Origin of the sequence: Enterococcus sp. AZ140 (assembly GCF_051714405.1) — a bacterium.
GTDB lineage: Bacteria > Bacillota > Bacilli > Lactobacillales > Enterococcaceae > Enterococcus_B > Enterococcus_B pernyi.
Window position 1 is genome coordinate 1,584,569 of sequence record NZ_JBIORU010000001.1, and the last position, 24,356, is coordinate 1,608,924.

A 24,356-nucleotide genomic window follows, 5' to 3' on the forward strand; every position below is an offset into this window, starting at 1 on the left:
TTAGAAAACACAACTATAAACCCTCGGTACTTTCAATTTCTCTATTCATCTCATTTGTTTGATTTGTTCATTAGATGAAGCAATGTCTTTCTTCTGATAAATCATTCCTAACTTCTGCATCAAAAACCGGTCACTCACATTAGACAGCATTCGTCTAATTCCGCTGATAGCTTCATCTGGCGCAGATCCTTGAATAAACCAGAAAACCGATTTTTGATACAAGGGAGCATCTGGTGTCTCTAACCCATACTCAAATAGATCCGTCCAGCGATCAATAAATGTTTTTAACAAACCGGTCACATCCCACCAGTAGATGGGCGTACCAATCACCAAGACGTCAGCTTGTTTGATTACTCCCATGACTTTGTCAAATTCATCCTTTTCGGTCATCTGTCCTAACTGATTGATCGAATAATCAACTAAATGCAGGACCGTATAGTCGATATCCTTTAAGATTTTTTCTCCCCATCTAACGGTCATCCCCTCTTTGTTCGGGCTTGCATTAATAAACAAAATGCGCATATTAACTCCTCCTCTATCCAGTTTTTCATCCTGACTCTCTTTTTCATGTGAACTCTTGGTTAATTTTTATATTCGAACGATTATGATATCAAATCGATACTTTTCTTCATCAAATATAACATTTTTTACATTAAAAAAACAAATATTAAAAAAATCATCATCCATTAAAACTCTCTGTTATTATGTTCATCTTAATGATAAAATAAAGTTTGTTTGTTATTATTTCTTTATATAATTATAACGTTGTGCTTTCTTCTACCACTATTCTTTTTTGATTTATCTACACTCTCTAACTGGCTTTCGTCGGTTCGATTCCGACATAGAGAATACGGTCAATCACCGTAAATAAAACCAATCGCTTTTATTAGGGGGAGCTTTGTATGAAAGCGATCTATTTTTCGTAGAAACAGGAGGAAAAAATGAATTTATTGTTGTTATTGTTAGGATTAATCAGTTTGATGCTTGGTCTACATCTATTTAGTCGATCAAGTAAAAGAAATGGAAAAGCTTGGCAACGCCATCTCATTTTATTTAGTGCTTTATTCGGTTTACTACTGATCAGTAGCGCTTGCGGATCTGGTACCAATCAAGCGTCAAAAGCAGATACCGCTACTTCGGAAACAACTTCAACATCCAGTGAAGAAAAAGCCCAACGAGAAGCGGCGGAAAAGAAAGAATTAGAAGAGAAAAAGAAAGAAGAACAATTAGCAGCTGAGAAAAAAGCACAAGAAGAACAAGCGAAACGTGAAGTAGAAAAGAAAGCGCAAGAAGAACAAGCAAAACGTGAAGCAGAAAAGAAAGCGCAAGAAGAACAAGCAAAACGTGAAGCAGAAAAGAAAGCGCAAGAAGAACAAGCAAGACTTGAAGCGGAAAAGAAAGCTCAGGAAGAACAAGCTCGTCTCGAAGCAGAACAGGCAGCACAAGCACAGGCAGCGGAACAAGCGCGTATCGCTGAAGAAGCTCGTGTGGCTGCTGAACAAGCAGAAGCCCAGCGCGTGGCACAAGAACAAGCAGCCGCAGCTCAAGCGCAACAGGCACAAGCAAATGAAGCACAAGTCTTAGTTACCAGAACTGGAGCAAAGTACCATACGCATAAGTGTGGTAACGGTAATTACTATCCTGCGACAATGAGTGAAGCATTGGCACGCGGATTGACCCCTTGCGAAAAATGTTACTAAAATAATTGATGCAGTATACGAAATGATCGCTCTGATCTCGTATACTGCTTTTTTCTTATCAATTTCATAATCTAGTCTACATCTTCTTATCCCTCCTTTTCACTTATGTAATCCAATTTTTTTGTGTCAATGACCCCCTTCAAATAATAATCATTATTATTTAATAAAAATACAGTTGATTCAATTCACCTATCTGTGCTATAATAGTTATGGAATTTCGTTATCAACGTATCGTTGCCTTTCAACAGAACAATAAGAAAGGAGAATGGCTATGACATTCTATAACAAAGAATTACAATATCGTGTCACTCTTAATACCGATTTAAATCTTTTCGTTGTATTCGACAAAGAAGATAGCAATCGTGTAGCGACTGGTGTAACGATCGAACAAGCAGTGCAAGAACTTAAAAAATCCGCATAGGAGTGAAAACCTCGAATGGACGATTGCAACTCTAGTTCACAATAAGACACCTACTTGAAAGGTCAAAGTAGGTGTCTTAAATTTTATATGCGTGATGAAACTCTTCACTTATTTTTACATATGACGATCAAATGATTCTAGCTTGTTCTTAGGAATATTCTCTTTTTCAATTATTTGATCCTATTTTTAACAATTTGAATAAGTACCTGATTTGCACTAATCTTCAACTAATCCTTACAATCTTTTTTACTTTGTGCTAAAATTTCTTTTTCAAGATGAAAATATTTTTGTCTTTATAAGCCGTTTAAAAGGAGGTTTGGAAGTGAAAACAGCGATAGCTCATTCTTTATGTAACACGAGAAATTGACGCTTCGATGTTTTCATTAGGATATGGAAAAGAATCTAACCGTATGGACTTTACTATTATGTTTGATCATTGGACTAGCTTTATTACTTTTTAATGTGATTACTTGGACAACGTACTTTGTTGTAGTATTAATTATTGCGGGATTGACGTTCTTTGAAAAAAAGCGACGCTCAAACCTTAATAAGTAAAACTCTTTTGATTATATAAAGGCAACGAAACCTTCATTAGAAATGCATTGCTAAATAAGCGCCACCCTCGAAAATCATTTTCATGATTTCGAAAAGGGTGACGCTTATTTATAATGATGTGGATTTTAAACATATCAATTATATTAAATGATAAAACTGATGAGATGACGAATACACTTCTTATCCCACTAAGTTAGTGTAACAATTCTGGCAGTCCAAAGACTTCAAATCCATAGATTCTTGCTGCAGTGTCTGATCCTTGTGTTGGTTTGTCAATACGTAATCGGACATATCGTGCAGATTGTACCGCAAAAGTCTCGACGGAGCTACTCGCCGTATTATTGGTAGTTTTGGCAACTTCTTTATATATCTCTCCATCTTCACTTATTTCGATCGCATATGCTTTTGTATTCATATCAGGACTTTCTCCACCTGCTTGCGCATGGTCTATGCGAATTTCACTAATGGTTTGAACACTTCCTAAGTCAAGTGTCAATTCATGTGGTGGCGTACCCGTTGCACACCATTTAGTCGACAAGTCGCCATCTATTGCTAAATGAGGGGCTTCCGCTTCGTTGGTATAAGAAGAAGCGGTCGCTTTCGCGTTTCGTGATAACAGCGGTAACTCCATTGGTACTTTATTAGAAATTGTAATCAAACCGTTTTTTTCGACAGGTGTCTCCCCTGCTTGATTGCTTGCCGTTAATTTGACTTTATAAACACCTTCTTTGCGATAAGTGACAACTGGCGAATGTTCATGACTTGTCGTGATATCCCCACCTTCAAATTCCCAAGTAACCGTTTCAGTGTTTAAGGATGACGTGTTTGTAAAAGTAATCGCTGATCCTGGAGCAGCTAACGTTCTTGAAGCAGTAAAATCTGCTCTCGGCACTTTATTATCCGGCCAATTAAAAGAAACGGCTTCTGAAGGTTCACCTTGATTACCCAGCGCATCAACAGGCACGACAATCAATTTGGTTTGCGTGGTGTCTAAGGTTCGTTCAAGGGCATTGATATAATGATTCGTAGCTGGTGTTGCTCCTAAGAAAGATTTTGAGTTATCAGGATTCAACCGGTAGATCTCATAGTAGCTTGCTTGACTCTCCGTCTCATCCCAAGCCAGTCGTATGCCAGCGTATCGCCCTTCCTCTTCATCAAACACAACATCTTCAAGCGTCAGTCCTGACACTTTTGTGGCTTGAGGTTCCTTTCCACCTGTCAGAGCTAATTGACCTAAGTGTAACGCATAATCCGACTGAGTTTCTGAAGAAGCAAGCTGATAAGAAAGGGTGTTGATTTTTTCTCCTGCCAATCGACTGACATCATAGCTGACAGTCGTCCAATCCCGACCGATTGGTTCACTTGCTGAGATGATTTCTTTTCGTCCGTCAGCCATTTCTAAAACTAAGTCAAGTTGGCTCATGCTCGTTGCTTTTGCCGTTGTTGTGATAGAAGTTTTATCGGAAATGATTCCATTCATTCGATACAGTTTGATTGTGCTTGTTGCCTCGTTCACCATACTCCCTTTAAGAAGCAAAGAATTTCCGCCACGAAACGCCTCATCGTAATCCATCTCAACGGCTAATTGATTTTCTCCTTGATGATCAAAGATCCAACGATACGTTGGCATCACGTCTTGCATACTGCGATTATTCCACTCTAGATCAGATACTTTTTTTCCATTGATAAAGTATCCATACCCATTCCCCATGCTAAAATTCGTCACAAAAGGCATGCTGGTAATAGCGCTCTGCTCTACTGCATACGTAGAGATCCCAGGCCATTCTTTTTCTACCGGTGCCTTCCCTTTCGTTGGATCACCTTGTTCATTGACCCAAAAACGCATTTCACGACGTTGAAAATCAGCAGGATCACTTGCTGATGAATATGTCCAACTTGGCACATACAGACCTAACGAAGTATACGGAGTTCCCGTTTCATCTGTGAATAACCGCCAATTCACTGGTGTATCATAGCCATTTTGTTGGACATCGATGCCCGCATATAATTGATAAGGATCAATGCCTAATTCAATTGCTTTCTTTTTAGAAGCTTTCAATAGCTCTTGACTAGCTAAACGATCGGTGTTCCACCAGAAATTCAAAAACATGCTATCTGCTAAAGGATTCATCTCCGCATCGACTAAAAAAGCTTGGTTTTTATCCGTCAACGCATTTTGCCAATCCATTTTACCCTCCGAAGTCATCGAATCATACCACATGATATCTAAAGTTGCTGCTTTTTGTTTGAATTGTTTGATGAATTCTTGCATCAAATCCGCATGTTCTTTACTCAATCCTTCTGCCGCATTTGCCCCTTCTACCTTTTTCTGAGCATTCGCATCATCAAAGCTTGTGACTACGGTGTCTGTTTCTTGATTGATAAACCAGCCATCAAACCCATATAGAGTAGCTACTTCGATCAATTGATCGACTAAAGGAAAGGTACCATCCTCATCTTTTTGCAAGAATGTATCCAACCATTCGATTTTACCGCCATGAGCGCTTTGAGGAAAGAAGACCGTGCCTAATACCGGCACACCATTTTTATGGGCCGCATCAATAACATCAGGACTTGGCGGCACAATGATCCCTTCACCAGACGAACCACCCCAATACACAAGTTGATCGATATACTGCCAATTGGAAAATACATTGGCATCAAAAGTATTGATACCCCTTGGCGCATTCCCACTTGTACTGCTATTCATGATTGATAAAGCGACTACTTTCATTTCTGGTGTTTGCGTGTCATTTGAAGTTGTCAATGCCTTTTTATCGATTCGTTTTGCCAAAGGCACTTTGCTGACATTATAAGGTGCATCCGGATCTTTAGAAAATTCCCATTCTAACAATTCTTCTGGAAACCAGTAAGACGATTCCGGCTGATTATCCAGTCCTCGTTGATAAGTTGCTGCTTCTGTTTCTTTATAATCAAACGTTTTAGACTCTGCGTGATACGTTGTCCCACTACCAATTGCACTTGCTATTACTACTGCACAAAAAAGTCCGACTACCATTTTTTTCTTATCCTTCATCTCCGCTCCTCCTAAATTTAATTGATTCACAAAAATGATAACGCTTTCTTAATTGCGGGTATATGAACAAAGCATAGAACTTTCACAACAAATTATAGGTAACTTGAACAAAAAAACTGATTTTGATCGTCGATCGAAATCAGTTTTTGTATTGTTGATCTGCTATTATGCTGCTTTACGATTGATTTTATTTGTAACTCTCATGAGACCAATCAAATCTAATAAAACTTGAATTGTTGGTCTGCGTGATTAGTTCCTTCGACGTAATTTCCTTTATTCATGGAGAAATTTCCCTCAACATTTTGACTTTTCGTCATTGTTCAGTGTTGACGGATTCTCAATCATTCATTCCATCGTTGAAAACACGAATCTCATAAACGATTTCTTCTAATGTTCCAGTGGAAGCTTCTGCTTCAACCGCAAGAATAGTCGACTTTTTTTCAAATATTTCTGGAAACAACTCTGGAAGGCGCTCGCCGTAACTTTTAGGAGTAAACCGGCATGCATATTCTCCACTAGGTAAAACCTTAATATTTTCACGGACATTTTTTGTAGGCTTGATTTCTATATACATATACTGTCGCATGTTTTTATCAATAAATTCATAAAGAATACCAAAATCATATAAAGGCTCATACCCATCTTCCATCGAGCGATCAAACAAATTGGCTGCTTCTGTATAAAGTGTCTTTTTGTTATCAGTCGGTTGATAAGGAAAAACATATAAGTACTTTTCTGACAATTGCCGAATATGTTGCTTTTTAGAATGTCGATATGTTTTTAACAAATTGATTTCTTCTTTTACCTCTTGCATTCCTTTTAAATTTTGTTGGAGCGAATCGATTTTTTGTTTCATTAATTCTTCGCTATATGATAAAAAAGATAGGTAATCGATGGAATTATTCGGATCACTGAAGCGATGCAATTCCTTTAAAGGCAACCCAATCTCTACACATGCTTGAATCAGCTCGACCGCACTCACTTGCGCTAAGGAATAATAGCGATAGCCAGAATCTGGATTGATGTATACCGGCAATAATACCCCGACTTGTTCATAATATCTTAACGATTTAATATTGACACCGGTTATTTCGCCAATTCTCCGATACTCAACAATTCACTTCTTTTGTCCGTTTCTCTCATTACAATTCTCCTACATGATAATAATCTTTAATATCAAGCGTTCAGATACTGATTATATCATAAACTATCTTTATATATTATATTTTATCGTTATTTTTTAATCTAAAACTATTCACATAGATTCCTTTATTCAATATTTTCCACTCAGAAATTTTGATAAACAGCTATATTTATATCGTTAAAAAATCACCCTTATTTTAGTTCTATGTAAAAAAACAAACGTACTCTTAACACAACTTGTATTATTCATTAGATAAAGATATAATATTAATGTGTTTTCGATGAAGAAGTTAAAACGCCCAAATTCAAATAAGTTTTTTTTAAAATGAATAGGCTTTCACACTTGGTTATAGGTCTACTTTTTTGGTAACTACTACATTTACATAGTAGTCAAAATAATTTTTTGGGGGAAAAAAATGAAAAAAATCGTTAGTCGTTCCATGTTATTGTTCGTTCTACTATTTCTAGCCGCCTGTGGAAAGCAAGTCAGTGTTGATGACCTGAAAGCCAATGATTGGCTGATTGAAGAATTAGAGGAAGTAGACATGATTGCCTCTTTCTCAAATCATGTCGTATCGTTTCGCATTGATCCTTCTTCTTACCAATCGACCGCTACCAATGAATGGGAAGCCTTGGGTGAAGAATTTGCGAAAAGCATGCTTGAAGAATTTCAATATAAGTTTGAATACACGTTAGAAGGAAATATCATGACCTGGGAAAACGACGGGGAAACAGGCAAGTATACAGTAACAAAAGAAGATAAAAATATTATTCTCACACCTACCAAAGATAACGAGGAAGATAAAAAACTTGTTCTGAAGCCATATGATAAAAGTAAAACAGCAACATCTTCTACTTCTTCAGACAGCACCAGAACTGATAAAGACGCAACAGATGATTCATCTCTCGTAGATATCACTGATAACTCAACTGAACTAAGCGGATCAGATGACGCATCAGGTGATTCTGCTTTTGGCAAACGTTCAAACCCTGTGCCCCTCGACAACCCGATCACGTTCGACACTGTTTATTATGATGACGAATATGAAGAAATCGACACAAATATTTCCTTAACCATCAGTAACGTTGTCCGTGGTGAAGAAGCGTATAATTATATGATCAGCATGGATGAGTACAATGAACCAGCACCAGAAGGAAAAGAATGGGTAGTTTTTGATGCAGAGCTAACTGTCAATAAAGGGAGCCAAGATGAGCCATATCGTGCTTTTTCTAGTTTTATACCAGTTAGTTCAACTGGAGAAGAAGTCAACCAAGAAAGTTATAGCTACTTAGGCAACGAAGAATTTGGGAACAAAGATTTGTACGAAGGTGGAACGGACAAAGGCAAAGTCGCATTGCTCGTTCCGATTGGTGACGATACGCTTATTGAATTTAATGATTTTACAAATAGGATTTTTTTCAAATTACAGTAACCTTTGAAAAGTAGCAATAAAACGTGCTAGAGGATCATAAGCACCGAACACAAATAATCAATCAAAAGGTAGTATAAGGATTAACCTCCTAGAATCAACTATGCTGTATCACATCTGCGAAAAGCCCTCATCTAAATATTGATTTAGATGAGGGCTTTGGCTGACTTCTAGAATGATCATTCATCGAAAACTTTAAATGGTCTTTTCCTTTAATTGTAAATAAAAGATACAAGTCAACAATTGATTTATTATGAGACTGATTTTAAAAAGCTTTTTAAATTTTTTTAGAATCAGTTTCAACTAATTTATTCATAAAGATGTTCATCTACTGTCAGATTTCGAGAGCATTATTACTAGTGGAAGACATAAAAAGATACTAGTTTCCAAATCATTTTTATCTATTATTTTTACCTGAATGAAGAATATCATCCGCTTTATCTGCAATGGATTCTGTTAAAAGGACTGAAAAATTTATCCCCGCACGTTTACCTAATGTATCGGCCCATCGTGGAATCGTTAAAGTCTTTTTGATAAGTTCTGTATCCTTTAGATATTTAGCAACATCTACACGAATCAATGTCGTAAAGGAATCTTTTTCAACAAAGACTTCTTTGATCGGCGTCGGCTCTGGTATTGGCTCTCCGTGATCAATATAGTCCGCTAGAACCATACCTAACACCTCTTGTGCCATGGCAATTCCATAAGATATATCATCTTCATTGATTCCTGTATAAGCACCCTGAATATCAGGAAATTCAATGAAGTAACCGCCACCTTCTTCGGGTTTAAAAATAGCAGGATATGTTTTTGCTAAAGGTTCGCTTAACATCTCAGTCAATCCCTTCTTGTAATCAAATGCGAGATTATTTCAATCCCGCATCCTTCAAAATTTTTTGCTCAAGTCCTCGGCCTAGATCTTGATTGGCATGAACAGGGACAGTAATTCTAACACCATCTTTATAAAGGTGATGATGAGAGCCTTCCTGCCTTCGCTCAACCCAGCCATTCTTCTTCAATAACCGAAGCATTTCTTTTCCTGTAAGCGGTATTTTTCACTATACCTCCTTACAAAAACAACTATAGCACGTACCAACACGTACGTAAAGGAGAGACTATATTTTTAAAGAGCTATTTTTCTTGGTTGAGAAATGCTAAATTTTGAAATCATTTAAATAGATCATGCCACCTTGTTCAATTTTTAAATACATATTTTTTAATGTATAATCATATCTGATTGTACCCTATCACTCTGGAGACAAAAAAACTGCTACTATCAACTTTATCCTAGCTGATAGTAGCAGTTTTCTTTTACTTAATAGATATGATAATCCGACTGTCCTTCTTGTTCAATTGTAATAACTAGTCGATGCGGCAAACAGATACTCGTTTGTCCAGGTTCCGAGATCCAGCCAGTTCTGACAGCGATTTGATCGGGACTATTATCTTCTTTGACTCTGATCTTGCCTTCTTGGATTTCGACAATATTGTATTGGGTATCAGAAGGATGATAAGTCACCATCTTACTACTGATTTCATCTAAATCAAAACGTTCGACTTCTTTTCCGTCAATTTTGACTACTGCATACTTCACACTATTACCGCTTTCTGCGTTATCAAATGACAAAGCAAAGACAATTGTCGGAACGAAAGAAGCAACTACCAGAACAGTAATAATGATGATATCCCAAGGTTTTATACCTGATTTACGAAAGTTGTGCATATAGTTTGTCCTTTTGGATTTTCTTATTCTATCCTTTTACCGATCTTCTAAATAGATGTTGATTTGTTGTTCGTCATCATAATCCAGTTGATCAGTTTCAAGCATTTCCATTAATTCTATTTTCAAGTCTACAGGAATCTCCCAGAAGCCGTCAATAGATTTGAACAAATCGGCATCATGCTTTTGAAAAATAGGATAAATGTCCAAAAATTCTTCAAAGGATAAGTTTTGTTTTTCGTAATAGTCTTTGACAAAGCCTTGCTCTAGCGCATGTTCTGTAGGAAGGCCAGTTTCTGTGATCAGTTTCTTATCGACCATCGCACGATAGAATTCCCCTTTGTCTACAGGTTCTTTCACCGTTTTCGAATAATATTTGATTCCTTGTTCGACTAATGGTGGATAAATAATTTTCATTTCTTGAACCCCCCTTGCAGCTTCCAATCGGTTATTCTGTCACTTTGCGTCCTTTATAGTAGCCTTTTAAAGAGACGTGATGGCTTCGACGATAATCACCAGTCACCTCGTCAAAGGAAATCTGTGGTTTCGTCAAACCTTGGTGTGTTCGTCGCAAACGTTTTTTTGCTTTCGATGTTTTTCTTGCTGGTACTGCCATGACTTTTTCCTCCTATTTTACCAACTTGCTTTTTTAATTCCTGGGATCAACCCTTGATGTGCCAGTTCTCTAAAAGTGATTCGAGACATGCCAAATTTTCTCATGTAGCCTCGAGGACGGCCATCTGTCTGATCTCTCAGTTTTAAACGATTAGGATTAGACTCTTTTGGCAACTTAGCTAGTCCTTCATAATCTTTTGCTGCTTTCAACTCTTGACGTTGTTCACTATATTTATTGATCAAAGCTACTTGCTTATTCATTTTTGCAATTTTTGATTTTTTTGCCACTAATAATCTGCTCCTTTATTTCACTTTATATTATACAAATCGTAATAATTACGTTTTGAGTAGAATAACATTACCATTTATTTATTTGTTTGTCAAAAAAGAAATACTAATAAAAAATATGGCTGAGCGGGCTTGGACTGAGCGTGTGTTTTTGAGAACATTGAAAAAGCCCCCATGACATGTATCACATCCATCACGGTGAGCTTTTTTTATTATTAACTACCTCAAATGTAATTAAACATTTCAGCCATTATATATTGATTTTTTGCAATGCTTTCGTAGGCACTTCGTTTTCTGCTACTTCACTCCAGCCTTTTCCTTGCATTCCTTTTGCATAGATTTTTAAGTATCTACCTTGCTTTAATTCGTGATCCACTAATTTTTTTACTGTTTGTTGATTGCCATCTTCATCGTATCCTTCAAACGTGTAGAGATAATCCTTCCCTTTTTTATCCCCACTACTTGTTTTTACATAATATTCTTTCACTTCTTTATCAGATAAAAAATTATCCGTTAATGCTTGAAAGCCTTCTGACTTTGATTCAATAAAAAATGCACCGATTCCTAAAATAAGCGTAATTGCTAATAATCCTTTTACTAGTTTTCCCATTATCATTCCCACTTTCCTATTCTTTTTCACTTCCTGTCTAAATCATACTAAATAAGGCAATGATCCGAAATCTATTCTTCCTATGTTTAACTTACATTAACGTAATAGAATTTGTTTCTAACCATTGATTTTGATCTAGATAGAATAATGCAATAAAAATAACCCATAAAATCCAAACTATTCTCGGATCTTACAGGTTATGGGAAAAGAATTACTGCAACCATTGTTTTTGTTAAGCTTTAGTCTATCTTACAACTACCGCGTATTTACGTGCATTATAAATATTTTCAAATGTTGTCCGATTCATCCAATAAGAACCACTGATAGGATCAGATACATGGACTTGATTACTTCCTTTATTATATCCATCAAGAGTAACCGCATGATTATTATTCGCTGCGACACCAAAATTCCAATTCCCCCAACGGATTGGTTGGAAGTTGATCGTAACCCAAGCAACCACCGGATGGCCATTTTTGACTTCGTTTAACAACGTATTCATCGAGCTACCTGAAATATTTTGGACATTTCCATACTTCTTGCCCCACGTCGTCAAAGGTGCAGGATAAATTGCAGAATAAGTCCATGAATTTTCGACGAATGGGCTGCCAACAAAACCGCTGTTTGGATTACCATTCGGAGATTTAGGAATCGTGTTCAAGAATTGAGTCAAACTCCAGTTGGTGATCTTTCCTTTATATTGAAGTGCTTGCAATAATGAAGCCCCTTCACATCCACTTGGCGCACCTAACGCATATTGGTTGTAATTTTTCACACCCAATAGTTTATAGTCCTCTTGATTTTGTTGACCACTGCCAACTGCGTACCAACCAACACCTTCATAGACCCACCCTTGTTTCGTGATTACTTTTTTCTCGTTTTCATCTAATGTGTAATGGTGCCAGTTCACGCGTTTACTATATAAACGACTGACAGGAATGGCATTCGCCCCTTTGTAGGAATACCAACCGATTCCTTCATACTTCCAGCCTTGTTTCGTGATACTATCTCTTTCTTTTGCGTTCAACGTATAAAAATGTTCTCCATTATAGCGATTGTACAAACGATAGACTGGATCACCACTTGTCGGTGCCTGCCAACCAACACCTTCGTAATTCCAACCAATCCTTCTTAAATTATCTCGTTCACCAGTGTCTCTCGTGTAAAAATGCTCCCCACTATGTGGATTGAATAAACGATACATTGGAATCGTTTGCACAGCTGCTCGAAATAGTCTTGGAGAGCCTTCGATCAATTCCTCTTTTGGCGCTTGTGTGATATCCGCTTCGTTTTTACCAGCTTTTTCTGGCGCTTCCAAAGCGACTTCTACTCCATCGACGATTGCAGTTTGTGGTTGCTCTGGTTGAACTTCTGTTTCTTTACTCGCTTGTACTGGTGGCGTTTGTTGTGACTCTTGCGCTGGTATCTCTGTTTCTGTCGTTTCTGTCTGCTGACTGACTTCATTCGTTTCTGTACTATTTATCTGTGGAGCTGCTGACGTTTGAGTCGATTCAGTCGAGGTATCCATTGTAGACGAATCCTCTGCAAAAACTTGACTCACACCAAACGAACTCGTTAATATCGCAAGTATCGTGAACCCACAAATCCCCTTAGAAATAAATCCCCTTTTCATCTTTTTCCTCCTCATAAATGAACAAAAAATAGCAATAGATTTTACATAAGATGTTTCCTAAAAATATTATAACGATAGTAATATAAACTCTGATTAAATTATACATGAATCTATTTTTTTGTCCGAATGATTTGTTTAATCCATTTGAGAACCAAAGAAAGCATACGCTAATTTCATTGAGTAAAAGTAGATGGAGCTAAGGTAGATATGAATGAATCGTATCTTTTAGAATATGAGGGTTTCCAATGTTGGCGAACTTATATTATTATGAATGCGCCCATCCTTTAAAACAATTGCTCTGGAAGATTGACTGGCTAATTCTAGGTCATGAGTAACCATAACAATTGTCTTACCTTTGCTTACTAATTCTTTCAGTACTTCCATAATAAGGACACGTGAGTGAGTATCTAATGCGCTAGTAGGTTCATCTAAAAATAATATTTCTGGATCTGCTAATATTGTGCGCCCAATTGCAACTTTTTGTTGTTCACCACCCGAAAGAGCATCAATAGGCTGATGTAAATCCGCTTTTAATTCCAATCGTTTTGCCAAAGTATCGATATTTTCCCTTTTTATTTTGTGCCCATTCAATGTTCCTGGGAGTACCATATTATCGTAGGCTGACAATGAAGGTATGAGTTGAAAATCTTGAAAAATAAAACCAATTTTTTTACGACGAAACTTTGCTAATTTCGCTGCACTCCATCCATATGGTGATTCGCCATCGATCATCACCTCTCCCTCTGTAGGAGGTAATAAGCTAGAGATACAATGAAGCAACGTTGTTTTTCCTGAACCAGAAGGTCCTACGATCGATACAAACTCTTGTTGCTTTACATCAAAAGAAATATCAGTAAGCACTTGTAAAAGATTTCCTTTCGCAAGCTCTATTTCTTTTTTTAATTCGTTTATTGAAATAACTATCTCTCTCATCGATATTAACCTCCATAAAATCATTCTAGTTTATAAATCAAATTCTCATACAAAACTGTAGGGCGCAAACTACTCATTGATAGTAGAAGGATCTCCCAATTCAGCAATTTCTTTCCTTCTTTCAATTTGAATTAATTACTTTCTTGTGTTTGATTCAATTAAAACAATCTATTCTTTTAGTATATTAATAAATCTACTCGACATACTTTTTTAACGTGTAGCGCTCAAACCAATATATTGCAATAAAACATAAACCGAATATTAGAAAAGCGCCTAACGATAATAAGAGATTAACCGACCAATTTGCCTTAAAAATATTGCCACCACCCAGATATGTCACTCTTAATAAAGGAATCGCAAACATTATCATTCCAATGAGAGTAACTACTATTGAGATAAGTGAAACTATACTGATTTCAATGATTCTCATTTTAAAAATCCAATCTGGTGTACATCCAGTATAAAAATAATTTTTAGATTCAACTTTTGTTTTTATTCTAAAAAGGCAAATTGACACAATTACGTTCGCCAAGCTGATTAATATTGGAGCTCCAAATACAAAAATAAGGTTGATGATCAAATCTGAAATATAAGAGTTATCATTTGTACCATCAATCAGTAGTTTAGTGTTGAGAAACAAAGCTATAAAATTCCCAACTAATAAGGTAATGATGCTGACAGGACGAATTAATTTTACTAATTCTTCTATATTGTATTGCATATTGTAAAATGCAGTGCGGACCATTGGATTCTTTGTCATTTTTGGTAATCCAACAATTATATGTACGATCCCTCGAAATATGGGACGAATCAAAAAATTCATAGTCATAAGTATAGAAAGCCACAGAAGGAGCAATAAATTCATTGAGTTACTCATACTTTGAGTATATTCTTTTATTAAAGTTGGATCAGGAATATTTTTGAAATATAAATATAATGTCGCACCTACGCTTATGAGTAACGCAATTATTCCCAAAAATTTACCACTGTTCTTCGTTTTATTAGATGCTCTATGAGAAGAAAGGCTTCCCTTTCTTTTCTTATAATTTTTAAGACAATAGCGCATACATGTATATAGAATAATTGCTAGTTGAATCATTATCACAGCAAAAACGATATTCCATGAGAACTGAAGAGGGATATGTACAAGAGATTCTTTAGCAGCACTCGAAGGTAATGTGGATAAAAAAAGCTGTGAAGATTTTAAGGAGAAGCAGCTTCCAAAAAAGGCTCCAATCATCCCAATTATTAACATTTGACCGGTCATTACCAAACTAATTTGAGCAGGAGAAGCCCCTAAAAGAAGCAATATGTCATTTGTTTCATCAAAAAAATCTATACACTGTTTCATTGCATTGGTAGTCAATAAAAACAACACTACTATCCCTATTACTATTGGTAACTGCATAAAAACACCATAATCAACTGAACTGTTAAGACCAGCCCTACTTAAAGCATTTAATATCACAAAAGCAGTGCTAAATATTAATCCAGAAACAATAAAAATAGGCAGGATGGATAGCCAAATTTTCCAGTGTTGTAAAAATTGCTTTAAAATCAACTTAAACATTTATTTGTTGCCTCCTCATTTAGTATTTCTAAATTTAAGGTAGCATAAGAAAATTGTAGTAACAATTAGACTTTAGCCTTATTCTGAAAGGTATTACTCTAATTACAAAGTAATAAATACGACTATATTTTTGTTAGTAAAATTAACCATTAAGGATTATGACTCGACAATGGATTCTTTCTGTCCAAATAAAAAGAGCAGAAAGAAGTTAACTCCTTCTTACTGTCCAAATTATTCTAAGATTTCTCTTTGCCAACATCATTTTGACAAAGAATCAAAATCATTTAGTATTCTCATTTTGAAATAGCTATTTCTTCGTCTTATCCTCATCCATTTTCAGAACGGCCATGAAGGCTTCTTATAGTCTTGTATTCTAAAAGCATTACGTACATTTTCAATAAGTTTTAATTTGCTTCATGTAGAAGTGTTTTCAATTGCTGTATATTCTATTATTTTTTCACTCTTCTTCGTATCACTTCAAATTTTTTTGTGGTTTTATATAGACTACGTGGGAGAAATGTGGGAGATATTATCTTTATTTAAGGTTTACAAAAAAACTTTTGTTAGTATTTTTAAGGTGAACTTTATATGTTAATGGAAGTAAAAACACTATTGTGGTTTAAATTTGATCCTTCGAATAGATTTATCAAATATTTTTATAAAGTATGGGATTCAGAAGTTTTCTTTTTAGCAATCGAAGAAAGCTTATTAATCAATCTCTACTATTCAAATAAGAACTACTTTAAAATCCCTGCTGCGAAAACGAGAATGAAGAAGGATGTATATTTTTTGTTTGATATCGTGACTGACGTGCCAGACACACGGAGCGATCATCGACGTTATGACTATATAAAGTATACTTTCGTTGATCCAGAAAGGTATATAGATTAAAATAAGTTACCTAAAAAGGACAGATACAAATTTTATTATCTTATTCATAGTAAGAAGATAATTTTAAGATTGCGAAATACGATACTATTTGTAATCTATAATATCAGTCCTATAAAATAAACATCTAATTAATTACTCTAAATCCTAATTATAAGCCTTTTTTCTCACTTTTTTTCAAAAATATGTTATGCTTCTTAGTGAATTCAAATATAAAAGAGTTTAAAGCGTAATACACTTATGGGGAAGTGGTTTGGGGTGCGCTTTAAACTCTTTTTTATTATTATCTCACAGCATGCTTAAAAGGTCTATGGATTAAGTTATGTAAAAAAGTGCCTCTTTAAACGTCCTAAAATCAAACAAGGATAGCATAATATACACTATCGTTGATCCAGAAAACAGGTAAATAAATTTTGCAAAAGTAATAAGTTAAAAACATTACAAAAAAGACAAGGATATCACATCAAGAAAAAATGTTTTGAAAATATCTTTGCCTTTTTGTATTATATCTATATTAAATAATCAATCACAACACATTAACTAATTTATATATTTAATTTGTTGTTTTTCTATAATTGGATAACTAATTAACTTATGACTATCTAAGTCTTCTTTATTCATATCAATTGCAGTAATTTGACTGTCTTCATATGTTCGATAATAATAGATTCCTTTGTCAACATTGCAACAAGAAGAATAAATTGTATATTCATATTTTCCATCACCAACATCACACAAACCTTTTTGTTGTTCTACTGAACCTAAGATATGGAAAAATTGACTAATACTTTCTGACTCTGAATCTCCAGATACAGAATTCAGCTTCGTAAAAGTCGCTTTAACAAAACGAGATACTGAGGATAAATCTCCAGGCAAGCCTATCCCTCCCATACCGCGGCTATAGGCATTCAAACTTATTTGATTTGAAAAATTATTTTTAGGAGTTCCACTCGATAAGACACGATAATTGTTTAAATTAAATAATTGATAGTCAAATGAAGGATTATTGGTAAGAACGCCCACAGGGTTATCATATATATGAAGTCCATCTTTCATACTTTCAATGACAATTGACTTTTCTTTATCAGCTAATAGCCAATGTAAAGGGGATAAAGGAAGTTCATCACTATAATTTATATTTGCTAAATTGATATTTTTTAACAATTTTTTAGCTTCTCCTACTGTTGAGCATTGTCCTAAAATCCAAGGAATAAATTCAAAAGGAGATACATTGTCTTTCCCTTCTTGTATTTCTTTATAATCAGCATACCCAGAAAAATTTAGCCCAGCCATACTCAATCCTTTTTCATTTGTCGCATCGTAATAAAGAGGGTAGTCAGCTATACCAGCGGCAATACCAATCATTGCATAATGAGTATCCAAATCATTTACCTTTCGAAAATTCAACTTATAATTTCTTGGAGTAACAGTGACTACTTCATTGTAAGATATTTCATAATCAAAATTCCTTCCAAAATAATGATCACTTGTTACATAAGTAATAGACGTACACATAGTTTATTCCTCCTAAATATTGTTCTGTCCACGTTCATTTTACTCCAAAGTTTTCCTCATTTCAAAAGAAAATCACAGAATACACGAAGAAGCGTTTCTATTTGTATAAACTATATCAAAGTTCTATACTTAAATTATCAAATAAAAAGGACGTGAAGATAAATGTCAAATTTAGAAAACAAAGAAGAAAAAGTTGTAAACAGAATTGTTTCTGTTGTCAATAAACTGGATAAAGAGTTAGACGAACTTGATACGTTATCTGAAAATCCAGAAAAAAAACATAACCTAAAAAAATGGTTAGTTGAACGAAAGGCTATTCATGAAATTAAAAAAGTTCTTCATGAAGCTGATAAATATGAAAAATATGATGAAAAAGAACTTGATAAAGAATTTAAAGAAATCAATGACTTATTACTATAATTGATTTATACGACTCATTTTTGAGTCGTCAGACTGCAAACAACACTCTAAATTTAGGAGTTTGTCTACAGTCTGAATAAATTTTAAATTTATTGTCCATAATGTTATTATGAATTTATAGCATTAAGAAAAGAGATAAGACTTTACATTCCTAAAAAAATGTAAAGTCTTATCTCTTTTCTTAATTGTACAATTAGTATTATCTGCACTACTTTCTAATTAAATAAATTTTTAGTTATTAACTTGATTAAAATCAGAGATAATATCATTTAATTCAGTTTGAAGGGTTGTAACGATTAAATGGAAATTTTCTTCATCTGTTTTATTATATGGGGATGTTTTCGTTATATATAACAACTTTTCTTTTTCAATTTTCATTAATAACTCTGTCGAAGTCTGTACTTTATCTTGATAATTAAATGCAGACATCCCACTTTGTATAATTGTAATTATTGCTGAAGCAATTGAAACAATCAATAGTAAAGACCTGTGTTCGGAAGCCTGATCAATTAATATTGGGATACTAGCTGATAAGACTATTTTTATAATATTTCCGATACCAATTACTCTATTATAAAATCGAATTTCTTTTTTTAATCTATCGATTGTAGAATCAATAGATTCGATAAACGCTTTTTGATCCATCATTTTCTCTCCAATCATTTTATTAAAATCATTAACAAAAATATTATAATAGGATTTAAGTAAGTTCTAACTAATCACACATAAAAATAAAAAAACATTTGTATTTTATCAAAGTTTTATTATACTTGTCAATTTGTGTACATCCTAAAATATAAGCTATTTGTTTACTTCTGTAGAATATATACTTTGTTGTTAGATAAGTTGCACATGTTTATAGAATCTAAATAATAAATTTTTATGTACCGCCCCTCAAAGAGGGATTATTTTTATTTATAGCGTTAAATAAATATCAGAAATCCGCACATCATTTACTGCACCTTAACCATTAGACTGATTGCATCGGCGTAAAACAATATCAATCTTCTTCCCTTTCAGCAAATCAGTATCAAAAGTTACATCAAAACCAAGTGTATCTCCACCTTGATAACCATATGCTTTTTTGACATCTGGGCATAAGATACCTTTAGATTCAATGCGATTAAATTCTTTATGGTGCCATGCTCCATAATCAAAACGAATGCTCTTGCACGAATAGATCCTTGCGGAGTGCTAGGTACTAATCATCCAGCAACGCGAGCTGTGACTTTTTCAAATACAGTGAATTTATCAAGCTTGGCATTCGCATTTCTTTGCCGAACTGGCGCACTTGCAGCTACTCGCAAAAACGTGATTTGTTCCGTCAACTAGATATATTTGAAAGAATGTTAAAAGACAGTATGATTTAAATTTCCCATACAACCGTGGGAAATCCGTGGGAAAAAGCAACAAAAAAGGTCTAGCCCAACGGCTAGACCCCTTACTATTTCTTCGGTTCATCCTCATCCATTTTCAGAACGGCCATAAAGGCTTCTTGAGGGACTTCGACGTTACCGATTTGTTTCATTCGTTTTTTACCTTCTTTTTGTTTTTCAAGAAGTTTACGTTTACGGGAAACGTCACCACCGTAACATTTAGCCAACACGTTTTTACGTAACGCTTTGATGTCTGAACGGGCAACGATTTTTTGTCCGATCGCCGCTTGGATCGGTACCTCGAATTGTTGACGAGGGATCAATTTTTTCAGTTTTTCAACGATGGCTTTTCCGCGTTCATAGGCAAAATCACGGTGAACGATGAAGCTTAATGCGTCGACTTTTTCAGCATTCAGCAAGATGTCCATTTTCACTAGCTTGCTCTTTTGATAACCCGACATTTCATAGTCAAGTGAAGCGTAGCCTTTCGTGCTTGATTTAAGTTTGTCAAAGAAATCAAAGACGATCTCGGACAATGGAAGATTATAAACAACATTGACACGATAGTCATCTAAATAATCCATCGTAATAAAATCGCCACGTTTACGTTGCGAAAGTTCCATGACTGCACCAACGTACTCATTAGGTACCATGATCTGTGCTTTCACAAAAGGTTCTTCGACATCTTGGATCGTGACTGGTTCAGGAAAATCAGCAGGATTATCAACAACGACCATCGAACCGTCTGTCTTGTTGACATGATAGATTACAGAAGGTGCTGTCGTGATCAATTCAAGATTGAACTCACGCTCTAAACGTTCTTGGACGACATCCATGTGAAGTAATCCCAAGAAGCCACAACGGAAACCAAAGCCGAGTGCTTGTGATGTTTCTGGTTCAAACTGCAAAGCAGCATCATTCAGTTGAAGTTTTTCCAATGCTTCACGTAGATCATTATATCGTGATGTGTCGATCGGGTATAAGCCACAATAGACCATTGGGTTCATTTTACGATAACCTGGTAATGCTTCTGTAGCTGGATTATCCGCAAGTGTCACTGTATCCCCAACACTTGTGTCTTGAACTGTCTTGATGCTTGCGGTGATATAACCGACATCACCGACCATCAAAAAGTCACGAGCAATCGTTTTTGGTGAGAAAACGCCGACTTCGGTCACATCGAAGGTCTTGCCATTACTCATCAATTTGATTTTATCCCCTGCCTTGACAACACCATCGGTGATCCGTACGTTTAAAATAACTCCGCGGTAACTGTCATAGATCGAATCAAAAATCAGTGCTTTCAAAGGAGCTTCGATATCGCCTGAAGGTGCTGGGACATATTCCACTACTTGTTCCAGTATTTCTTCGATACCAATTCCAGACTTCGCACTTGCTAAGACCGCTTCACTGGCATCAATACCGATCACTTCTTCGATTTCATTACGCACACGCTCTGGATCTGCGGCTGGTAAATCGATCTTATTGATGACTGGTAAAATCTCTAGGTCATTATCTAATGCCAAATAAACATTGGCTAATGTTTGTGCTTCAATCCCTTGAGCGGCATCCACGACTAAGACTGCGCCTTCACAGGCAGCTAAACTTCGGGATACTTCATAGGTAAAATCGACGTGCCCTGGGGTATCGATCAAATGGAAGATGTATGTCTCCCCGTTTTTAGCCGTATAGTTCAATTCTACGGCATTAAGCTTGATCGTGATCCCACGTTCACGTTCTAGATCCATGGAGTCTAATAACTGATCTTGCATTTCGCGAGACGTCACAGTGTTCGTCTTTTCCAAAATCCGATCGGCCAAAGTTGATTTCCCATGGTCGATATGAGCAATGATCGAAAAATTTCGAATTTGCTCTTGGCGTTGTTTCATTTTCTTTATATCCATAGCGTCTCCTCTTTTCATATAATCAGCACTTTTCATTATACCAACGAAAAGGAGGAATTTAAAGACTTTTTCCTTCTAAGGACTTTAGAAGTTTTTTTTAGAAACTTTTGTTATACTGTGAACAAGTAACTAAATTGGAGTTGAAAAAATGGACCAAACAGATTTTAGAGAAAATTTTGAGTTGAAGCCTGTCACGGAGGAACATGTTGACCAGTTCAATGAGTTACTTTCCTATGTTTTTCAAGTCACTGACTCTGATATTGAAGAAAGTGGATTCGAAAACAAACGGGAATTTGTACGTTCCAAGCGACCGATCCTAGAATTATCAAATGTATTCGGCTGGTTTCATAAAGAAAAATTGATTTCTCAAATCGCGATCTATCCTTGTGAGGTCAATATCCATGGTACACGGTACCAAATGGGCGGTGTAACTGGCGTTGGAACCTATCCCGAATATGCCAATCATGGATTGATGCAAGACTTGATCATCGTCGCATTAGACAACATGCGCAAAAACAAACAGTGGATCTCTTATCTTTATCCTTACAATATCCCTTATTACAGGCGTAAAGGTTGGGAAATCATGTCAGATAAGTTATCCTTTAAAATACGTGATACGCAACTACCTAAACAAGTACCTGTTTCTGGTATCGTGGAACGACTGCCTGTCGATCACGAAGATGTTTTCCGTGTCTATCAACAGTTTGCGGGAAAGAATCATGGTGCACTGTTTCGTAGTGCCTTTCACTGGGAAGAATACTGGCGTTTTGAAAATGAAGAAGAACGGACTGCGGCGATTTATTACAATAGCGACAATGAACCAACAGGCGTACTTTTTTATTGGGTCGCCGAAGAAGTCTTCCATGTCAAAGAGATGTTTTATTTGAATCAAGAGGCGCGTAACGGATTGTGGAATTTCATCTCTGCACACTTTTCAATGGTTTACTGGGTACATGGTGATATCTACAAAAATGAACCCCTTGCTTTCTTATTAGAAGATAGCCAAATCAAAGAACAGATCGAACCTTACTTTATGGCAAGAATCGTTGACGTCAAAGAATTTATCCAGCGCTTCCCTTTTTCTGGTACAGCAGAGGATTTCCATTTCATCGTGGAAGATTCCGTGGCGCCTTGGAACAATGGGGTATTTGGCTTGACGTGGCGAGATGGTCGTTTGTCGATCGTCAACGAGCCCCTTGGAAAAATGGTTCGCTTAGATATCCAAACCTTGACATGTCTAATGATGAATTATCGTCGTGCTTCTTACCTTGCTCGGATCGAACGCTTAACGACGGATGAGGACATGGTCAAGACATTAGAGCGGATCATTCCAAACATGGAAGCTTACTTTAGTGACTATTTCTAATACAAAGGATGTTGAAACGAATGAATATTTATTTTGCAGCGCCACTCTTTGCAAAAGGAGATTTGCTTTATAACGAATCTCTTGTCAAAAAAATCAGGGAGATTTCTTCTGATTTGTCGATCTATCTGCCACAAGAAAACGAAGCGATCAATGACAAGACTGCGTATGCAGATAGTAAAATGATTGCCTTGGCTGATACGGAAAAGGTGCTAGAAAGTGACTTGATGATCGCACTTTTAGACGGATTGACCATCGATGCCGGAGTTGCTTCTGAGATCGGTGTCGCCTATGCTAAAGGCATCCCGATCATTGGTTTATATACAGACAGCCGCCAACAAGGAGCGACTCATCCAAAAAAAGTCGCTGCCTTGCAACAGGCTGGTGAAAATCAGTTCCATTATTTAAATCTTTATACGGTCGGCTTGATCAAGTTGAACGGAACGATCGTGTCTTCTGAAGAAGTATTGTTCGAAGTATTGAAATCATATCTAGCTGGGGGAAAAATTAGTGAGTAAGACAGTAAAAAAAGTTCAGATTGCATTAACGATTTTCGGTCTATTTGTTGTTGGTTATAACATTTTCGAATTTGTAACAAACAAATATTCGACCACACAAGGAATCACCTTTATCGTCGAATCACTGGCAGGTATCTTATTGATTTATTTGCCACAGATCATTCGCCGACTGTTCAAGATCCATGTTCCTGATGCGATTGTTTTATTTTATTGGTTTTTCTTGTTCATTTCTGTCTTTTTAGGAACAGGTATGCACTTGATCAGTATTATTTCATTTTGGGATAAAATCTTACACGCCGTTAGCCCGATGGTTCTGACTGCCTTAGGTTACGGTTTGATCGGCTTCTTGCTGAAAGACGCACCAATCGAGAAAACAAGTCCTTGGCTATTTCTTTTATTTGGATTTGCTTTTGCTGGGTTATGCGGTGTTTTCTGGGAATTCTGGGAGTTTTTATGCGACCAATTCTTAGGAATGAACTTGCAACGGTTTGCTGCATCTGATGGTACGCTCTTCGTCGGACGCGAAGCATTGATGGATACAATGGGAGATTTACTAACAAATACAGTCGGCGCCTTTATCATGGGTGTTTATGCGTGGGTCCAAGTGAAAAAAAACCCAGCACATTTTGAGAGTTACCGACTACAAAAATTAGATCACTGATCAATCGTAGCAAGTATGATAGATAAATAAAAAAATTGGCAAGGGATTTTGTTTGA

Annotated in this window: 26 protein-coding genes; 9 read left to right on the forward strand and 17 right to left on the reverse strand. The window is 36.0% G+C overall.

Going from position 1 to position 24,356, the window contains the following annotated elements; genetic code table 11:
• Positions 1–45: 45 nt before the first annotated feature.
• A complete protein-coding gene (locus IGJ39_RS07410) occupies positions 46–522 on the reverse strand; it encodes a flavodoxin family protein (RefSeq protein ID WP_066025064.1) in 477 nt (158 codons plus the stop codon).
• Between the two features lie 419 nt (positions 523–941).
• Here IGJ39_RS07410 and IGJ39_RS07415 point away from each other — a divergent pair, with 419 nt between their 5' ends.
• The 3 genes from IGJ39_RS07415 (at position 942) to IGJ39_RS07425 (ending at position 2,676) form a co-directional block, all read left to right on the forward strand.
• Positions 942–1,700 (forward strand): hypothetical protein, encoded by a 759-nt coding sequence (locus tag IGJ39_RS07415; protein WP_430607334.1) that lies wholly within the window; start codon positions 942–944, stop codon positions 1,698–1,700.
• Between the two features lie 271 nt (positions 1,701–1,971).
• Positions 1,972–2,121 (forward strand): hypothetical protein, encoded by a 150-nt coding sequence (locus IGJ39_RS07420; RefSeq protein ID WP_010735353.1) that lies wholly within the window; start codon positions 1,972–1,974, stop codon positions 2,119–2,121.
• Between the two features lie 390 nt (positions 2,122–2,511).
• The gene (locus IGJ39_RS07425) at positions 2,512–2,676 is read left to right on the forward strand and encodes a hypothetical protein (RefSeq protein ID WP_438764389.1); all 165 of its coding nucleotides are present in this window, start codon (positions 2,512–2,514) and stop codon (positions 2,674–2,676) included.
• Between the two features lie 193 nt (positions 2,677–2,869).
• On the opposite strand, the gene IGJ39_RS07430 is transcribed toward IGJ39_RS07425, so the two are convergent.
• Together IGJ39_RS07430 and IGJ39_RS07435 are read right to left on the reverse strand one after the other, a co-directional pair.
• Positions 2,870–5,713 carry an endo-beta-N-acetylglucosaminidase gene (locus tag IGJ39_RS07430; protein ID WP_195339394.1) on the reverse strand — a complete coding sequence of 948 codons (2,844 nt, stop codon included), beginning with the start codon at positions 5,711–5,713 and terminating at the stop codon, positions 2,870–2,872.
• 337 nt (positions 5,714–6,050) lie between these two features.
• A complete protein-coding gene (locus tag IGJ39_RS07435; protein WP_195273233.1) occupies positions 6,051–6,830 on the reverse strand; it encodes a MerR family transcriptional regulator in 780 nt (259 codons plus the stop codon).
• Positions 6,831–7,272: 442 nt separating this feature from the next.
• Here IGJ39_RS07435 and IGJ39_RS07440 point away from each other — a divergent pair, with 442 nt between their 5' ends.
• A complete protein-coding gene (locus IGJ39_RS07440) occupies positions 7,273–8,289 on the forward strand; it encodes a hypothetical protein (RefSeq protein ID WP_438764392.1) in 1,017 nt (338 codons plus the stop codon).
• A gap of 394 nt (positions 8,290–8,683) precedes the next feature.
• On the opposite strand, the gene IGJ39_RS07445 is transcribed toward IGJ39_RS07440, so the two are convergent.
• The 10 genes from IGJ39_RS07445 to IGJ39_RS07490 form a co-directional block, all read right to left on the reverse strand.
• A complete protein-coding gene (locus tag IGJ39_RS07445; protein WP_019724111.1) occupies positions 8,684–9,118 on the reverse strand; it encodes a type II toxin-antitoxin system HicB family antitoxin in 435 nt (144 codons plus the stop codon).
• A gap of 34 nt (positions 9,119–9,152) precedes the next feature.
• On the reverse strand, positions 9,153–9,338 hold the full coding sequence (locus tag IGJ39_RS07450; protein WP_029594205.1) for a type II toxin-antitoxin system HicA family toxin: 186 nt from the start codon (positions 9,336–9,338) through the stop codon (positions 9,153–9,155).
• Between the two features lie 263 nt (positions 9,339–9,601).
• Positions 9,602–10,009 carry a NusG domain II-containing protein gene (locus IGJ39_RS07455; protein ID WP_019724113.1) on the reverse strand — a complete coding sequence of 136 codons (408 nt, stop codon included), beginning with the start codon at positions 10,007–10,009 and terminating at the stop codon, positions 9,602–9,604.
• A 36-nt stretch (positions 10,010–10,045) separates the two neighbouring features.
• Positions 10,046–10,423 (reverse strand): hypothetical protein, encoded by a 378-nt coding sequence (locus tag IGJ39_RS07460; protein WP_065095742.1) that lies wholly within the window; start codon positions 10,421–10,423, stop codon positions 10,046–10,048.
• Positions 10,424–10,454: 31 nt separating this feature from the next.
• Entirely contained in the window at positions 10,455–10,622 is a 168-nt protein-coding gene (rpmF, locus tag IGJ39_RS07465; RefSeq protein WP_019724115.1) for a 50S ribosomal protein L32, read from the reverse strand.
• Between the two features lie 17 nt (positions 10,623–10,639).
• Positions 10,640–10,909, reverse strand: coding sequence for a 30S ribosomal protein S14 (gene rpsN, locus IGJ39_RS07470; protein ID WP_019724116.1), 270 nt, complete (start codon positions 10,907–10,909; stop codon positions 10,640–10,642).
• 250 nt (positions 10,910–11,159) lie between these two features.
• Positions 11,160–11,519, reverse strand: coding sequence for a YxeA family protein (locus tag IGJ39_RS07475; RefSeq protein WP_195339395.1), 360 nt, complete (start codon positions 11,517–11,519; stop codon positions 11,160–11,162).
• A 244-nt stretch (positions 11,520–11,763) separates the two neighbouring features.
• Positions 11,764–13,152 carry a C39 family peptidase gene (locus IGJ39_RS07480; protein ID WP_104776749.1) on the reverse strand — a complete coding sequence of 463 codons (1,389 nt, stop codon included), beginning with the start codon at positions 13,150–13,152 and terminating at the stop codon, positions 11,764–11,766.
• Positions 13,153–13,377: 225 nt separating this feature from the next.
• The gene (locus IGJ39_RS07485; protein WP_065095746.1) at positions 13,378–14,085 is read right to left on the reverse strand and encodes an ABC transporter ATP-binding protein; all 708 of its coding nucleotides are present in this window, start codon (positions 14,083–14,085) and stop codon (positions 13,378–13,380) included.
• A gap of 193 nt (positions 14,086–14,278) precedes the next feature.
• A complete protein-coding gene (locus IGJ39_RS07490; RefSeq protein ID WP_065095747.1) occupies positions 14,279–15,655 on the reverse strand; it encodes an FtsX-like permease family protein in 1,377 nt (458 codons plus the stop codon).
• A gap of 588 nt (positions 15,656–16,243) precedes the next feature.
• On the opposite strand from IGJ39_RS07490, the gene IGJ39_RS07495 reads away from it, so the two are divergent.
• On the forward strand, positions 16,244–16,546 hold the full coding sequence (locus IGJ39_RS07495) for a DUF5960 family protein (protein WP_019723393.1): 303 nt from the start codon (positions 16,244–16,246) through the stop codon (positions 16,544–16,546).
• Between the two features lie 537 nt (positions 16,547–17,083).
• Here the strand turns inward: IGJ39_RS07495 and bsh are convergent.
• Positions 17,084–18,058, reverse strand: a complete 975-nt coding sequence (gene bsh, locus IGJ39_RS07500) for a choloylglycine hydrolase (RefSeq protein WP_019723394.1) — start codon at positions 18,056–18,058, stop codon at positions 17,084–17,086.
• A gap of 162 nt (positions 18,059–18,220) precedes the next feature.
• On the opposite strand from bsh, the gene IGJ39_RS07505 reads away from it, so the two are divergent.
• On the forward strand, positions 18,221–18,478 hold the full coding sequence (locus IGJ39_RS07505) for a hypothetical protein (protein ID WP_019723395.1): 258 nt from the start codon (positions 18,221–18,223) through the stop codon (positions 18,476–18,478).
• Positions 18,479–18,709: 231 nt separating this feature from the next.
• Here the strand turns inward: IGJ39_RS07505 and IGJ39_RS07510 are convergent, their stop codons facing one another.
• The 3 genes from IGJ39_RS07510 to lepA all read right to left on the reverse strand — a co-directional run bounded on the left by IGJ39_RS07510 (position 18,710) and on the right by lepA (position 21,758).
• Positions 18,710–19,141 carry a DUF4231 domain-containing protein gene (locus IGJ39_RS07510; RefSeq protein WP_002305693.1) on the reverse strand — a complete coding sequence of 144 codons (432 nt, stop codon included), beginning with the start codon at positions 19,139–19,141 and terminating at the stop codon, positions 18,710–18,712.
• Between the two features lie 542 nt (positions 19,142–19,683).
• Positions 19,684–19,806: a hypothetical protein gene (locus IGJ39_RS07515; RefSeq protein WP_438764397.1), complete on the reverse strand. Its 123-nt coding sequence runs from the start codon at positions 19,804–19,806 to the stop codon at positions 19,684–19,686.
• A 116-nt stretch (positions 19,807–19,922) separates the two neighbouring features.
• Positions 19,923–21,758 carry a translation elongation factor 4 gene (gene lepA, locus IGJ39_RS07520; RefSeq protein WP_065095933.1) on the reverse strand — a complete coding sequence of 612 codons (1,836 nt, stop codon included), beginning with the start codon at positions 21,756–21,758 and terminating at the stop codon, positions 19,923–19,925.
• A 148-nt stretch (positions 21,759–21,906) separates the two neighbouring features.
• Here lepA and IGJ39_RS07525 point away from each other — a divergent pair, with 148 nt between their 5' ends.
• The 3 genes from IGJ39_RS07525 to IGJ39_RS07535 are packed head-to-tail and all read left to right on the forward strand — an operon-like array spanning position 21,907 to position 24,300.
• Entirely contained in the window at positions 21,907–23,124 is a 1,218-nt protein-coding gene (locus tag IGJ39_RS07525) for a GNAT family N-acetyltransferase (protein ID WP_104871007.1), read from the forward strand.
• Between the two features lie 20 nt (positions 23,125–23,144).
• Positions 23,145–23,639: a nucleoside 2-deoxyribosyltransferase gene (locus IGJ39_RS07530; RefSeq protein WP_066025078.1), complete on the forward strand. Its 495-nt coding sequence runs from the start codon at positions 23,145–23,147 to the stop codon at positions 23,637–23,639.
• Complete coding sequence (locus IGJ39_RS07535) at positions 23,632–24,300, forward strand: hypothetical protein (protein ID WP_195339434.1); 669 nt, start codon at positions 23,632–23,634, stop codon at positions 24,298–24,300. Before IGJ39_RS07530 ends, IGJ39_RS07535 begins: the two co-directional genes overlap by 8 nt.
• The last annotated feature ends 56 nt before the right edge of the window (positions 24,301–24,356 follow it).